At 71.6% G+C, this 13,512-nt stretch carries 14 protein-coding genes; 12 read left to right on the top strand and 2 right to left on the bottom strand.

The annotated features are described in order from the left end of the window. The first annotated feature begins 179 nt into the window (after positions 1-179). The 3 genes from IEY55_RS19825 to IEY55_RS19820 all read left to right on the top strand — a co-directional run bounded on the left by IEY55_RS19825 (position 180) and on the right by IEY55_RS19820 (position 2,351). The gene (locus IEY55_RS19825) at positions 180-809 is read left to right on the top strand and encodes a Maf family protein (RefSeq protein ID WP_189059996.1); all 630 of its coding nucleotides are present in this window, start codon (positions 180-182) and stop codon (positions 807-809) included. A 90-nt stretch (positions 810-899) separates the two neighbouring features. Beyond that, positions 900-977 (top strand): putative leader peptide, encoded by a 78-nt coding sequence (locus IEY55_RS33045; RefSeq protein WP_373290033.1) that lies wholly within the window; start codon positions 900-902, stop codon positions 975-977. 51 nt (positions 978-1,028) lie between these two features. Next, positions 1,029-2,351, top strand: coding sequence for a dicarboxylate/amino acid:cation symporter (locus IEY55_RS19820; protein ID WP_229686557.1), 1,323 nt, complete (start codon positions 1,029-1,031; stop codon positions 2,349-2,351). Positions 2,352-2,563: 212 nt separating this feature from the next. Here the strand turns inward: IEY55_RS19820 and IEY55_RS19815 are convergent, their stop codons facing one another. Next, positions 2,564-3,295 (bottom strand): hypothetical protein, encoded by a 732-nt coding sequence (locus tag IEY55_RS19815; RefSeq protein ID WP_189059995.1) that lies wholly within the window; start codon positions 3,293-3,295, stop codon positions 2,564-2,566. A gap of 132 nt (positions 3,296-3,427) precedes the next feature. Between IEY55_RS19815 and IEY55_RS19810 the strand changes: the two genes are divergently transcribed. The 9 genes from IEY55_RS19810 (at position 3,428) to IEY55_RS19770 (ending at position 11,444) form a co-directional block, all read left to right on the top strand. Next, positions 3,428-5,209, top strand: a complete 1,782-nt coding sequence (locus IEY55_RS19810; protein WP_189059994.1) for an acetyl/propionyl/methylcrotonyl-CoA carboxylase subunit alpha — start codon at positions 3,428-3,430, stop codon at positions 5,207-5,209. A gap of 164 nt (positions 5,210-5,373) precedes the next feature. After that, positions 5,374-5,871, top strand: coding sequence for a DUF1707 SHOCT-like domain-containing protein (locus IEY55_RS19805; protein ID WP_189059993.1), 498 nt, complete (start codon positions 5,374-5,376; stop codon positions 5,869-5,871). Continuing rightward, entirely contained in the window at positions 5,868-6,269 is a 402-nt protein-coding gene (locus IEY55_RS19800; RefSeq protein ID WP_189059992.1) for a DUF1707 SHOCT-like domain-containing protein, read from the top strand. The genes IEY55_RS19805 and IEY55_RS19800 overlap by 4 nt, the downstream gene beginning before the upstream one ends. Then, positions 6,262-7,158: an HAD family hydrolase gene (locus IEY55_RS19795; protein ID WP_189059991.1), complete on the top strand. Its 897-nt coding sequence runs from the start codon at positions 6,262-6,264 to the stop codon at positions 7,156-7,158. Before IEY55_RS19800 ends, IEY55_RS19795 begins: the two co-directional genes overlap by 8 nt. A gap of 165 nt (positions 7,159-7,323) precedes the next feature. Continuing rightward, positions 7,324-7,872, top strand: a complete 549-nt coding sequence (locus tag IEY55_RS19790; protein WP_189059990.1) for a GNAT family N-acetyltransferase — start codon at positions 7,324-7,326, stop codon at positions 7,870-7,872. Positions 7,873-7,924: 52 nt separating this feature from the next. Then, positions 7,925-8,527 (top strand): DUF3558 domain-containing protein, encoded by a 603-nt coding sequence (locus tag IEY55_RS19785; protein WP_229686556.1) that lies wholly within the window; start codon positions 7,925-7,927, stop codon positions 8,525-8,527. 288 nt (positions 8,528-8,815) lie between these two features. Next, positions 8,816-9,196 (top strand): PE domain-containing protein, encoded by a 381-nt coding sequence (locus tag IEY55_RS19780; RefSeq protein WP_189059989.1) that lies wholly within the window; start codon positions 8,816-8,818, stop codon positions 9,194-9,196. 23 nt (positions 9,197-9,219) lie between these two features. After that, the gene (locus IEY55_RS19775) at positions 9,220-10,614 is read left to right on the top strand and encodes a PPE domain-containing protein (RefSeq protein ID WP_189059988.1); all 1,395 of its coding nucleotides are present in this window, start codon (positions 9,220-9,222) and stop codon (positions 10,612-10,614) included. Beyond that, on the top strand, positions 10,611-11,444 hold the full coding sequence (locus IEY55_RS19770; protein ID WP_229686555.1) for an ESX secretion-associated protein EspG: 834 nt from the start codon (positions 10,611-10,613) through the stop codon (positions 11,442-11,444). Before IEY55_RS19775 ends, IEY55_RS19770 begins: the two co-directional genes overlap by 4 nt. A gap of 221 nt (positions 11,445-11,665) precedes the next feature. On the opposite strand, the gene glpD is transcribed toward IEY55_RS19770, so the two are convergent. Next, positions 11,666-13,378 carry a glycerol-3-phosphate dehydrogenase gene (gene glpD, locus IEY55_RS19765; RefSeq protein ID WP_229686570.1) on the bottom strand — a complete coding sequence of 571 codons (1,713 nt, stop codon included), beginning with the start codon at positions 13,376-13,378 and terminating at the stop codon, positions 11,666-11,668. Positions 13,379-13,512: the final 134 nt, after the last annotated feature.

Genomic DNA, 13,512 nt, shown 5'->3' with positions numbered 1-13,512 from the left:
ACCGGGGCGGCCGAGCAACGTACCCGTGCACCCCTGGGAAGTCTTCACGGGGATGGCAACTAGCCCACCCCCTAATTCTCTACTCTAGTTGATCTTGCCGAGGGAGGGCAAGATCACAAAAGGGTGGTCTGGTGCACGGCCGCATCCGCGTTCCGACTCAGCCTTTAGGCTCGAAAACCATGCGCCTGGTGCTCGCTTCGGCTTCCCCCGCCCGGCTGGCGGTCCTGCGTGCGGCCGGGGTGGACCCCGTCGTGGTCGTCTCCGGCGTCGACGAGGACGCGGTCGCGGCCCGGCTCGTCGACCCCGGGCCGGCCGAGCTGGTCACCGCGCTGGCCCTCGCCAAGGCCGAGGCCGTCGTCGAGCAGGTGGCCGGCGAGTACCCGGACGCGGTCGTGGTCGGCTGCGACTCGATGCTGGTGGCCGACGGCCCGGAGATCGTCGGCAAGCCGGGTACCCCGGAGCGGGCCCGCGAGCGATGGGCACGGGTGGCCGGCCGCAGCGCCCAACTCGTCACCGGGCACGCCGTGGTCCGACTCGGCGGCGGCCGGCGCACGGCGGAGGCCGACGGCAGCGAGAGCACCACGGTACGGTTCGGCACCCCGACCGACGAGGAGCTGGAGGCATATCTGGCCACCGGGGAGCCCATGGTGGTCGCCGGCGGCTTCACGCTGGACGGTTACGGCGGGTGGTTCATCGAAGGTGTCGACGGTGACCCCTCGAGCGTGATCGGCATCAGCCTGCCGCTCACCCGCCACCTGTTGGGCGAGGTCGGGGTCAGTGTCACCGACCTGTGGCGGAGGGACGACTGAGCCGGACGGCCGTATCCGGAGCGTGACAGTTCTCACCTGTTAGTTGACCCGGGAACAGTCCGGGCGGCGCTTAGGGTTGCACCGAGCGCTATGGACCTTGGTTGGCTTCTCACCGAACGCCTGCACGTCGACCTCCGACGGCAGGCCAGCGCCATCTGTTCTCGCTGAAGCACATCTCCCGCGTCCGCAATCCCTCCGACACACCCGGAGTAGTGTGCCGTGCTCAGCGCGCTGCGAAAGATTCCCTTCAGCGTCCAGGTCATCGCCAGCCTGGTGCTGGGTGTCGTCCTCGGCCTGATCGCCCGGACCACCGACACCGCATGGCTGGCCACCACCCTGGCCACCATCGGCAACACCTTCGTCCAGCTGCTCAAGCTGGCCGTCATCCCGCTGGTGTTCACCGCGATCGTGGTGAGCATCGCCAACCTGCGTGACATCGAGGGTGGTCCGCGCGCGGTCGCCCGACTCGGCGGCAAGACCCTGCTCTGGTTCGGGATCACCTCGCTGGTCGCGGTGCTGATCGGCCTGGCGACCGGGCTCATCGCGCAGCCCGGGCGCGGCGTGACGCTGGCGGTCGACCAGAACTACCAGCCGAAGAGCACCGGCGGCTGGTTGGACTTCCTGCAGGGCATCATCCCGGCCAACCCGGTGGCCGCCTTCGCCGAGGGTGAGGTGCTGCAGATCGTCTTCCTCGCCATCGTGGTCGGTATCGCCGCCTACCGGGTCGGCGCGAAGGCGGAGCCCTTCCTGAACTTCAACCGCTCGCTGCTGGAAATCGTGCAGAAGGCCCTCTGGTGGGTCATCCGGTTGGCACCCCTGGGCACGCTCGGACTGATCGGTAAGGCCACCGCGCAGTACGGGTTCGGCGCCTTGAAGCCGCTGGCCAACTTCACCATCGCCATGTACGTGGCGTGCGCGGTGGTGTTGTTCGTGGTGTACCCGGTGCTGCTGCGGGTGTTCGGTCGTGTCAACCCGTTGCGGTTCTTCGCGAACGCGTGGCCGGCGATCCAGCTCGCCTTCGTCTCCCGCTCTTCGGTCGGCACTCTTCCGCTGACCCAGAGGACGACGGTCGACAACCTCGGTGTCGCGCGGGAGTACGCGAGCTTCGCGGTGCCGTTCGGTGCGACCACGAAGATGGACGGCTGCGCGTCGGTGTACCCGGCGATCGCGGCGATCTTCGTGGCCGAGGTGTTCGGAATCCCGCTGGGCCTGAAGGACTACGCGTTGATCGCGTTCGTGTCCGTGGTCGGCTCGGCGGCGACCGCCGGGCTCACGGGCTCGATCGTGATGCTCACGCTGACGTTGTCGACGCTGAACCTGCCGCTGGCGGGAATCGCGCTGCTGCTGGCGATCGACCCGATCATCGACATGATGCGGACCGCGACGAACGTGGCCGGTCAGATGGTCGTGCCGGTCGTGGTCGCGCGCAGCGAGGGGATGCTGGACGACAAGACCTTTGCGGCGCCGCGGCGCGACACGCTCGAGCAGGAGGACGTCGTCGAGCGGGAGAAGGCTCCGGCCCCACAGCCGGCGACGGTCTGAAACCAGCACAGACGTAATAAAGGGGTGGACACCGCCGCGGTGTCCACCCCTTGGTCTGTTCGCGGCCGAGCTGACGGCCTCCAGCACAGCGGTCAGCACCCTGCGGGTGCGTCACGACCTCGCGGGCAAGGCGCCCGGGCTCTCGGTGACCGAGCTAGCACGGCGCACGGGCCCGGCCACGTGACCGGGGAACGTCGAGGCGTCCTGACCGGTCAGAAGCACTCCTCGAGCTGGTCGGGGCGCAACTTCGGGTTCGGCCAGCCCGGGAGTTGCTCCCGCGACTCGAACGCGCGGGTGCAGGAGATGTCCTCGCCGTTCACGTCGACCACCTGCGCCACAACCCGCCGGCAGCTCGGCGACTCGTCCCCGCAGGACCGCTGCAGCGCGATGACCCGCACCCCCTCCGCACCGTCGACCTGCCCCAGCTCCAGGTAGCCGGCGTCGGAGTGGATCGTGGCCCGCCGGAACCAGGCGCCGTCGTCGTCGCGGGCGTAGACCTCACCGACGAGCACCCCGCTGACGTCCGGTCCCCGCACCAGGCAGGCGGGCCGGCCGAGGTCGGCGCACCGCAGCGAGTCCGCGGTCAGCCGGACCCCGGACTCGGGCAGGCCGGTCTCGAACACGTTCGCCCCCGACCGCCCGGCGATCCGCACCCGGCCGCTCCGGCCATCCGTGCCGACCAGCAGCTCGACCTCCTCGTCGGCCACGGTCGCCGAGGCCAGCCGCTCGCAGGGGTCTCCACCACACTTCATCGGGGCGTTCGGTGGCACGGGCGTACCCTGCGCTGAAGGGGCGACCGAGGCATCCGACGCCGTTCCCGCCGGTTCCGCGCGCAGCGCTGCGGCCGTGACCAGCGCGGCCGTCGCCACGATGGCGGCCAGCCACATGGTGACCACCACCGAGCGGGACGGACCGGCCGGGCGCGGCGGGCGTCCAGCGGGCACTGCGTGGCACCTCCCGTCAACAACGAGTGAGGCGGCTCTCGGTCGGCGCGCCCCGCGCCGACCATAAACTCAGCCGGAAACGCCCGCGCAGCGCAGAGCAGGGTGCGTGGGACGCGACACGAGGAGGTAGGCGTGCCCGAGCCGGCCGCGGAGCGCACTATCCGCAAAGTGCTGATCGCCAACCGGGGCGAGATCGCCGTCCGGGTGGTCCGAGCCTGCAAGGACGCCGGTCTGGGCAGCGTCGCCGTCTACGCCGATCCCGACCGTGACGCCCCGTTCGTCCGCATGGCGGACGAGGCATTCGCCCTCGGCGGCACCACCGCCGCCGAGTCCTACCTGGTCATCGACAAGCTGATCGAGGTGGCCAAGCGGTCCGGCGCGGACGCGGTGCACCCGGGCTACGGCTTTCTGTCCGAGAACGCCGACTTCGCCCAGGCCGTCCTGGACGCCGGACTGACCTGGGTCGGCCCCAGCCCGCAGGCCATCCGTGACCTCGGCGACAAGGTGACCGCCCGACACATCGGCACGCGCGCCGGCGCGCCCCTGGTACCGGGCACCAAGGACCCGGTGTCCGGCCCGGACGAGGTGGTCGCGTTCGCCTCCGAGCACGGTCTGCCGGTGGCGATCAAGGCCGCTTTCGGCGGCGGCGGCCGTGGCCTGAAGGTGGCCCGGACGCTGGAGGAGATCCCCGAGCTGTACGACTCGGCGGTGCGCGAGGCGCAGGCCGCCTTCGGCCGCGGCGAGTGCTTCGTCGAGCGGTATCTGGACAAGCCCCGGCACGTCGAGGCCCAGGTGCTGGCCGACCAGTACGGCAACGTCATCGTGGTCGGCACCCGGGACTGCTCGCTGCAGCGGCGGCACCAGAAGCTGGTGGAGGAGGCACCCGCCCCGTTCCTGAGCTCCGAGCAGCGGCGGACGATCCACGGGGCGGCCCGCGCCATCTGCCGGGAGGCCGGCTACCACGGCGCCGGCACCGTGGAGTTCCTGGTCGGCCTGGACGGGACGATCTCGTTCCTGGAGGTCAACACCCGGCTGCAGGTAGAGCACCCGGTGAGCGAGGAGACCACCGGCATCGACCTGGTGCGGGAGCAGTTCCGGATCGCTGCCGGCGAGAAGCTGCGGTTCGACGCCGATCCCGCCCCGCGCGGCCACTCCATCGAGTTCCGCATCAACGGCGAGGACGCCGGGCGCAACTTCCTGCCCGCCCCGGGCACGGTGACCCGGTTCGAGCCGCCGGCCGGGCCGGGCGTACGGGTCGACGCCGGCGTGGAGTCCGGCAGCGTGATCGGGGGCCAGTTCGACTCGCTGCTGGCCAAGCTGATCGTCACCGGCTCCGACCGGACCCAGGCGCTGGAGCGGGCCCGACGGGCGCTGGACGAGATGGTGGTGGAGGGCATGGCCACGGTGCTGCCGTTCCACCGGCTGGTGGTCCGCGACCCGGCCTTCACCGGCGAGGACGGCTTCCTGGTACACACCCGCTGGATCGAGACCGAGTGGGACAACACGGTCCAGCCGTTCAGCGACGGCGCCGAGGTGGAGCCAGCGGCCGAGCGGCAGACGGTCGTGGTCGAGGTCGGCGGGCGCCGGCTGGAGGTCTCGCTGCCCGGTGACCTGGCCGTGGGCACCGCCAACCCGGGTGCGGGCGCCAAGGCGAAGCCGCGGCGCCGCGCCACCGGCAAGTCGGGGGGTGCTGCCTCCGGCGACGCCGTGGCGGCGCCGATGCAGGGCACGATCGTCAAGGTCGCGGTCGAGGAGGGCCAGGAGGTCGCCGCCGGCGACCTGGTGCTGGTGCTCGAGGCGATGAAGATGGAGAACCCGGTCACCGCGCACAAGGCCGGCACGGTCACCTCGCTGGCCGCCGAGCCCGGCAGCACGGTCAGCCAGGGCACGGTCCTCTGCGAGATCAAGGGCTGACGCAATCGGGTCGGGCGCGGCGTCCGGGTGCTGGCGCACCTCGGGCGCCGCGTTCGTCGGTTTCCTCCCGACCTACGACCTCCCGGGCATCGGGCCAGGTCAAGGCTGCTCGCGGATCAACCGAACCCGGTCCCACGCCGTCGCGCCCGCCGTACGATCGGGATGTGACCCAGCAACCGCCCTCGGGGATCCGCATCGGCGACACGGAGCGCGAGAACGCGCTCGCGCTGCTCGGTGAGCACTTCCAGGCCGGCCGCCTGAACGTCGAGGAGTACGGGGAGCGCACGGCGAAGGTCACCACCGTCCGCACCCGGGGTGAGCTGACCGACCTGTTCACCGACCTGCCCGAGCCACACCCCCGGTTCGACCTGCCGGTGCCGGCCGCCGGGAGCGCGCCCGCCCCCACGGAGGGCGGCAGGAGCCCGGCACCCCGCACCGAACCGACCCTCGCCCGACGGCTGGGCGACGCGGCGATGGGACTGTCCGGCATCATCACGCTCATCCTGTTCTTCACCACCCCCCTCGGCCCGCTGGTCTTCCTCCTCCCCGCGGCCGTTTACGTGGTGGCGAAAGCGCTGCGCGGCGAGGACGCGGAATGTTGTGGGCCGAACGGCGAGCGCGGTGATCCGGCCGGCGGTCAGCGGGGCAGGGGTCGGGCATGACCGGCCGGGAGCCGGGACGGGACCTGCGGGTCGGCGACACCGAGCGGGAGCAGACCATCGCCGCCCTGGCCGAGCACCTCGGTGCCGGCCGGTTGGACATCGGCGAGTACGACGAGCGCTGCGCCCGCGCCACCCGGGCCCGTTTCCGGTCGGAGCTGGTGACGTTGTTCGACGACCTGCCGGACCCGCGGCCGGGCTTCGTCGGCTCCGCGGTGGTCCGCACCCCCGACGCCACCGGACCGCCGGCACACCGCCCCCGGCTCCGGGTCGGCGTGCTGCTGGCCGTGGCCCTCGTCGCCGGCCTCGCGCTCCTCGTGGTAACCAGACACTGGATGATCATGCTGCCGCTGATCGTGGTCCTGTTCCTCGTCATCGGTGCCGGGAGGCGGAGTGGCTGAGCCCCACCCCACGTTGTTGTTGCTCGATCTGGACGGTGTGCTGCGCGGCTTCGAGCCCGATCACGTGATCGAGGGCGTCCACCGGCTGCCCAGGGGCGTGCTGGCCGCCGCGGCGTTCCGGCCGGAGGTCATCCGGCCGGCGCTGCTCGGCGAGGTGGACGACGCGGCATGGCGGGAGGCCATCGTGCGGCGGCTCGTCACCGACGGCGTGCCGGTGGATGCCGCCCAGGCCGCGGTGACGGCGTGGCGCCGCACCGGCTTCGTCGTGTCCGAGGCGTTGGAGCTGGTTCGCGCGGCCCGGAAGCGGTGCCGGGTGACGTTGCTGACGAACGCGACGTCGTCGCTGGGGACCGATCTTCGTCTGCTGGGGCTGGACAAGGAGGTCGACGCGGTCGTCGCGTCCTACCGGTTGGGGGCGGCCAAGCCGGACCCGGAGGCGTTCCGGCGTGCGTTGCGCGTGCTCCAGCACTCCCCCGGCCGGACGCTCTACGTCGACGACGAGGAGCGGAACGTGACGGCCGCGGCGGCGCTGGGGCTGCGCACCGCCCACGTCCCGACCACGGCCGCGCTGCGCGAGGCGCTCGCCGCGCACGGCCTGCTCGACGGGCAGGGCTGCGGTGGTTCATCGGGGACGGGCTCGGCGCCGGGGATCTACCTCGTGCTGCCGGACCGCGACGAGGCCGAACAGCTGGCCGAGGAGCTGGCGACCGACGGCTGGTCGCCCTGTGCCGTGCACCGGGACATGCTGGCCGGTGAGGACGACGCCGAGGACGTGGACTGGGTGATCGTCGTGGAGACCGCGCCCGACGGGCTGCCCGCGGCGTGCTGGCAGGACACCCTCGACCGCCTCGCCGAGCGACGCGACGGCTTCACCTGCCAGGCGGACTAGGCACGGCGACACCAGACCCGGCAGGCTCGGCCGACGGCCGTCGGGTCCGCGAAGGCAAGCAGGTCCGGAAACAAAACAGGCCCACATACCGAGCTGGCACCGCCCGCGAACACTTTGGGGGACGACGCGGACCGGGCCGCACACGGCAGTGGATAGGGTCGACCCGTGCAGCCTGTCGAGATCAACACGGGCACCTGGTACCTGCGGCAGATCCGGGCCGACTCGGCGATCGACGATCGGCCCGCGATCACGGCCGCCTTCAACGAGGCGGCGCTGAAGCGGTACACCCCGCAGTTCGAGATCCCGGACCTGGCGGCAGCGGGCGAGTACGTGGCGCGCCGCGCCGCGGAGTGGGAGCGCGACGAGCGCTACTCGTGGGCCATCGCGGAGCCGGTCAGTGGCGAGATGGTCGGCGAGGTCGGGCTGAAAGATGTCGACCTCCACCAAGCCTTCGCCAATGCGTCTTGCTGGACACACCCGGACTGGCGTGGACTGGGGATCATGGGCGTGGCGCTGCGGGCCGTCCTTCGGTTTGGCTTCGGCGCCCTGGATCTGCACTACATCGGCTACGCCCACGCGGCGAGCAACACGTCGTCCCGCCGCGTTGCCGAGAAATGCGGCTTCACACTGGACGGCCGGCTGCGCGCAGCGGCGTTGGTCGACGGTGCGCGGGAGGACGTGCTGGTCTGGTCACGGCTGGCCACCGATCCGTGACGTGACAACCGGATCCCGTCATCGGTGGTCCGGTCCGCTACCGTACGGCGCCGTGTGGGGTCGGCTGCGGCCGGGATGGACCGGATGCGTTCTGCTTGCCATGGCGTTGTTCGCCAGCGGCTGTACGTGGGGCGGCACCGCCCACTCCGGACGCGCGACGGCGCCCGCTCCCCTGCCGACGACCACGAAGCCGGGGCTGCCGGAACGTCCACGTGAGCTGCCGCTGGACATGGTCGATCCGTGCAGCCTGCTCACTCCACGGCAGCGCGCGGAACTCGGCCTGGACGGGCCGCCCAAGCCCTATACCGACTCACGGTTCTCCCACGCCAGAGCGTGCAGCATGCGGGACAACCACCGCGGCGTGGCAACCCGGCTCGCCCTGGTCACCGACCAGGGAATCGAGGTGTGGCTGGACGGGACCGCGCAGGTGGAGGCGAAGCCGATCCAGGTGGCCGGCTTCCCCGCGCTGGAGGTGCGGACCCCCGGCCAGGACACGTTCTGCAACGTCGAGGTCGACGTGGCGGACGCCCAGTTCCTCGACATTCTCCTGCGGGACGGCGGAAACCAGCACGTTCCACCGCTGGACACGTTGTGCGCCGGGGCACGGGAGATCGCCGAGGAGGCGGTGTCCACGCTGGCCGCCAACACGCCGTAGGCCGCTTCCTCCTTCCCGGTGGTTTCTCGTCGCACGAAACGTGGTTTCTCGCGCGATGAAACCGCTGCGGGCGCCGTGCGACCGGCCCATGGGAAAGCACCTGTGTACGCGGGCTGTGGCTACGGGCCGGTCGGGACGAACCGGGCGGCGGGGCGCGCCGCGACCACTACCGTTCCCGGGTGAAATCCCTGGTTCCCGGACTGCGTGAACGTCACGTGGGCCACTCCACATCATCACTCTCGGTGGATACAGTGATCGAGCCTTACGTGACTCCTGGGAGGGCAGCTCATGCCGTTCACGTCGCGCCCCGAGAACGGTTCCCCACCCGGCGAGCCGGACGCCGCTGGCCAGCCGACGCTGCACGTCGACCCGGCGGCGATTCCCGAGCTGCGGCGTGCTTTCGAGGCCGCGCTCAGCCGGCTGGACCCCCAGGTGGACATGGCCGTGACCGACCTGCGCATCCGGCCGTGGGCCGGCGACCCGGTGAGCGCGGAGGCCGCCGAGCGGTTCAACCGCGTCTCGGTGAGCGGCAGCGAGGCCGCACTCGCCGCGCTGCAGGGCTACCAGCGTCAGCTGCGGGCCGCGGCGGAGGCGTTGCAGGGCGCCGAGCACCAGTACCGGACCGCGGAGGGTGAGAACACCGCCCTCTGGGGACCCCAACAGCGCTGACAACGCCATCAGGAGGGCGCGGTATGGGCGACCACCGCTGGCGCGGGTATACGCACGAGGAGCTCTACCGACAGATCCACGCCGGCCCCGGTCCGGCCGCCTCCGCCTCGTCGGCGGGACGATGGAACGAGCTGTCCAAGGCGCTCGGGGAGATCGACGGCGATCTTGCGGCCGCCCTCGAGCGTTCCGGGGGTAGCTGGGAGGGGGCCGCCGCCGACGCCGCGCGGGCCGGGCTCAACCCGTTGGGGCAGTGGGCGAGCGACGCGCAGCACAGCGCCGAGGTGATGCGCTTGTCGGCCGAGTTGCAGGCCGACCACGTGAGCAAGGCGCGGGCCGACATGCCGGCGCCGGTGGAGGTCACCGCCGAGCAGCCACCCGCCGCGGTGAGCGGCCTGGTCCACCTGTTCGGTGGGCAGACCGACTACGAGCGGCAGGAGGCCGCGGCCGACGCGGCCGAGCAGAAGGCGTTCGAGGTGATGGCCACCTACGAGGCCAGCACCAGCAGCAACACCAGCACGCTGAGCCAGTTCAGCCCGCCACCGGAGATCGCGGTGGCGGGTCCGGCGGCCGCACTCGCGGTCGGTGGCACGGTGGCCGGCCTGGTCGGTCGAGCGTTGCTCACCGGGATGGGGGCCGCGCGGCCGGGTGGTTGGGCTACTCCGACGCGGACCAGCCCACAGCCCGCCCGCCCGGCACCCGGCGGCTTCTCGGTGCTCGGCTCGCCGACCTCGCCGGAGACCAAGGCCATCGCGGGGCCTGCCAGGACGGTACGTCCCGCGGCCACCAACCCGGCGGCTGCGGCACCGTCGACCGGATCCTCGGCGGCGCCGTCGAAGACGGGCGCATCGGCGCCCGGTTCCGGTCTCGGCGCCGCGGCACCGGGTCCGCGCCCCGGTGGTGGGCCTGCCGGGCAGCCCGGCCAGGGCCGGCCGGGTGGTGTCGCACCGTCGTCGCCGGGACCAGCGCCGGCGAAGGACCTTCCGTCGCGGGGCAGTTCGCTGTCGACCTGGATGAGCCCGGGGGTGGTCGCGGCCGGGGCCGCCGAGCCGGAGCACACGCCGGGAATGCGGCGGGGTCCGCTGGGGCCCGCCGAGTCACTGCATGCGGCCCTGCGGGAGGGCACGGCGTCCGGAGCCGGTCACGCCGGAGCCGGACGCGCGGCACCGATCGGGATGGTCGGCGCGGGCCCGATGCTCGGCGGCTCGGGTACGACACACCGGCGGAGCGTGACGGATTCCCGTGGGGACGCGGCTTTTGCGCCGGTGGGACAAGGTGGGGGGAACGACGACGAGGACCACGAGCGGCCGGACTATCTGTTGTCGGCGGACGATGTCTTCGACGTTGACGAGGACTACAGCCCGCACGGCTCGCGGCAGCGGATCGCGCCACCGGTGATCGGGGAGACGGACGCGTCGTGATCGACCTGCTGGGCACCTCGGTCGACGATGCACCGATCACGTTGACCACGCTGGAGTTCGACGTGCTCTGGGAGCACCTGGAGCTGGGACCGATGCCGTTGGTGGTCAAGGTTGCCTCCCCGGGCCGTACGTGGACCGAGAGGGCGGAGATCGCCGACACGGCGTGGGCGGGGCTGCTGGCCCGCGGGCTGGGCGGCCCGGCGCGCCTCGACCCGCGGATCCCGGAGCTGCTGCGGGTGCTTGCGCGACCGGATCGCGATGTTGACGCGCGGATCTGGCTCAACCGCAGTGTTCGCGTGCTGGCCGCGGCAAGGGGCGACGAAGCGGTGCTGGCCGTACTCGACGGGGACCAGTTGACGCTGCGCCCGGTGACGCCGTCCGGCCTGCCGCGGGCAGCGGTGGGCGTACTGCCGCCGTGTGGTCCCGGGTTCGGCCACTCGGTGAGCGTGCCGTCGGCCAACCTGGATGCCGCGGCGGCCGCTTGCGACGGAACCCCGGACGGGTTCGCGCGGGCACTCCGGGAGCGTGGAGTGCGTGCGGAGGATGCGCGGGCGCTCGCGGCGATGGTGGCCGAGGCCGGGAACCGAGGGCAGTTCGGTGCGGCGGCGCGCGACAGGCTCGACCGCCGGCGCCGAACCGAGTGGGTCGTCGGGTTCTTCGACACGCCCCGCGGTCGTTACCTGCAGATCCGGCGGAGCCTGTCGGGTTGCGGGGCGTGGAGCACGGTCTGCCCGACCGATCAGCGCCGCCTGACCGCACTCGTCGAGGAAGCGCTCGGGGAAGCCGAGGGCGATGGCAGCGTGCCGAACCCGACCGGGACGGTCACCTGACCGTGAGAGACCACGAAGCTGCGCCCAGGGACCGCCGCCAGTGCACCAAATCCCCTCTTCAGTGATCTTGCCCAGCTAAGCAAGATCAACTATACTGGGCAGTAGGGGGTGGGCTTTTTAGCCATCCCCGTGAAGACTTCCCAGAGCATCCGCCGACAAGAATTGTGTACCGAGGGCCGGTAAGGAAGAGCCCTCGAGTTATCTGTCCATTGTGGAACCGCTCAGGCAACAGGATCGGAAATGCTCTGCCGGGCTTCCGGGGCGGCCGAGCGTTTGGCGTCCGCCGCCTGGTCGTCGGGCTGGGTCTGCGAGTCCCGTTCGGCCTCCACCCGCGCCGTGTACACCTCGATCTCGCGGGCGATCGTCTGGCCGTCCCAGCCCAGCACCTCGCCCATCAGATGCGCCACCGGCTCGACGCAGTCCACGCCGCGGTGCGGGTACTCGATCGAGATCCTGGTGCGCCGGGTGAGCGCGTCCTCGACGTGCAACGCACCCTCGTTCGCCGCCGCGTACACCACCTCGACCTGCAGGTAGTCCGGCGCGGCGGGAATGGGTTTGAGCAGCTCGGGGCGGTCCTTCGCCGTCGCGAGCACCTCGTGTACCAGGGCCCCGTAGCGGTCCAGCAGATGACGCACCCGGTACGGGTGCAGCCCGTGCCGGGCCGCGAGTTGGTCCGCCTGGTTCACCAGCGCGAAATAGCCGTCCGCACCCAGCAACGGCACCTTGTCCGTGATGGAGGGTGCGATCCGGCCGGACAGGTCGGCCGAGGCCGCGTCCACCGCGTCGGCCGCCATCACGCGGTAGGTCGTGAACTTGCCGCCGGCGATCGCGACCAGCCCGGGCGCCACCCGGGCCACCGCGTGCTCGCGCGACAGTTTCGACGTCTCCTCGCTCTCCCCCGCCAGCAACGGCCGCAGCCCGGCGTACACGCCCTCGATGTCCTCGTACGTCAACGGGGTGGCCAGCACCTTGTTGACGTGGTCCAGGATGTAGTCGACATCGGCCTTGGTGGCCGCCGGGTGCGCCAGGTCGAGGTTCCAGTCGGTGTCGGTGGTTCCGACGATCCAGTGGTTGCTGCGCCAAGGAATCACGAACAACACCGACTTCTCGGTGCGCAGGATCATCCCGGTGTCGGACACGATCCGGTCCCGGGGGACCACGATGTGCACACCCTTGCTGGAACGCACCCGGAACCGCCCACGGCTTCCGGACAGGCGCTGGATCTCGTCCGTCCACACGCCGGTGCAGTTGACGACCGCGTGCGCCGCCACGTCGGTCTCGCTTCCGTCCTCGGCATCGCGCACCCGCACCCCGGACACCCGGTCCGCCTCGCGCAACATCCCCACGACCTGCGTGGACGTCCGTACCACCGCGCCGTAATGGGCCGCGGTGCGAGCCAGGGACATCACGTAGCGGGCATCGTCGGTCTGGCCGTCGTAGTACCTGATGCCGCCGATCAGGGCGTCCCGCTTGAGCGCGGGGCACATGCGTAGCGCGCCGGCCCGCGTGAGGTGTTTCTGGCCCGGTACCGAACGTGCCCCGCCCATGCTGTCGTAGAGGAACAGACCGGCCGCGGTGTAGGGCCGCTCCCAGAACCGGTGGCTGAGCGGGTACAGGAAGCTCACCGGCTTCACCAGGTGCGGGGCAAGCCGGGTCAGCAGCAGTTCACGTTCCCGCAACGCCTCCCGCACCAGCCCGAGCTCGAGCTGTTCCAGGTACCGCAGGCCACCGTGGATCAGTTTGCTGGTCCGGCTGGAGGTGCCCGACGCCAGGTCCCGCGCCTCCACCAGGGCCACCCTCAGGCCGCGGGTCGCGGCGTCCAGTGCCGCGCCCGCCCCGACCACTCCACCGCCGATGATCACCAGGTCGAACTGTTCCGATCCGAGCCGCCGCCACGCGTCGGCACGCTCGGCCGGGCCGAGCCGGCCGGTGATGACCTCAGCTCCTCGGTGCTCCGAGTCGGCCACCGGTACCCGCCTCCCTCGCAACCGCGGCATCACCCGATCAGCAGGCTACCGCCCAGCATGGGGCATCCGGTGGACATGTGCCGCTCGAAGTGTGCCCCCGC

It is taken from the genome of Longimycelium tulufanense (assembly GCF_014645795.1).
Taxonomy (GTDB): Bacteria; Actinomycetota; Actinomycetes; order Mycobacteriales; family Pseudonocardiaceae; genus Longimycelium; species Longimycelium tulufanense.
The sequence above is the reverse complement of the archived record's forward strand: the minus strand, read 5'-3'. Positions and strand labels throughout refer to the sequence as shown.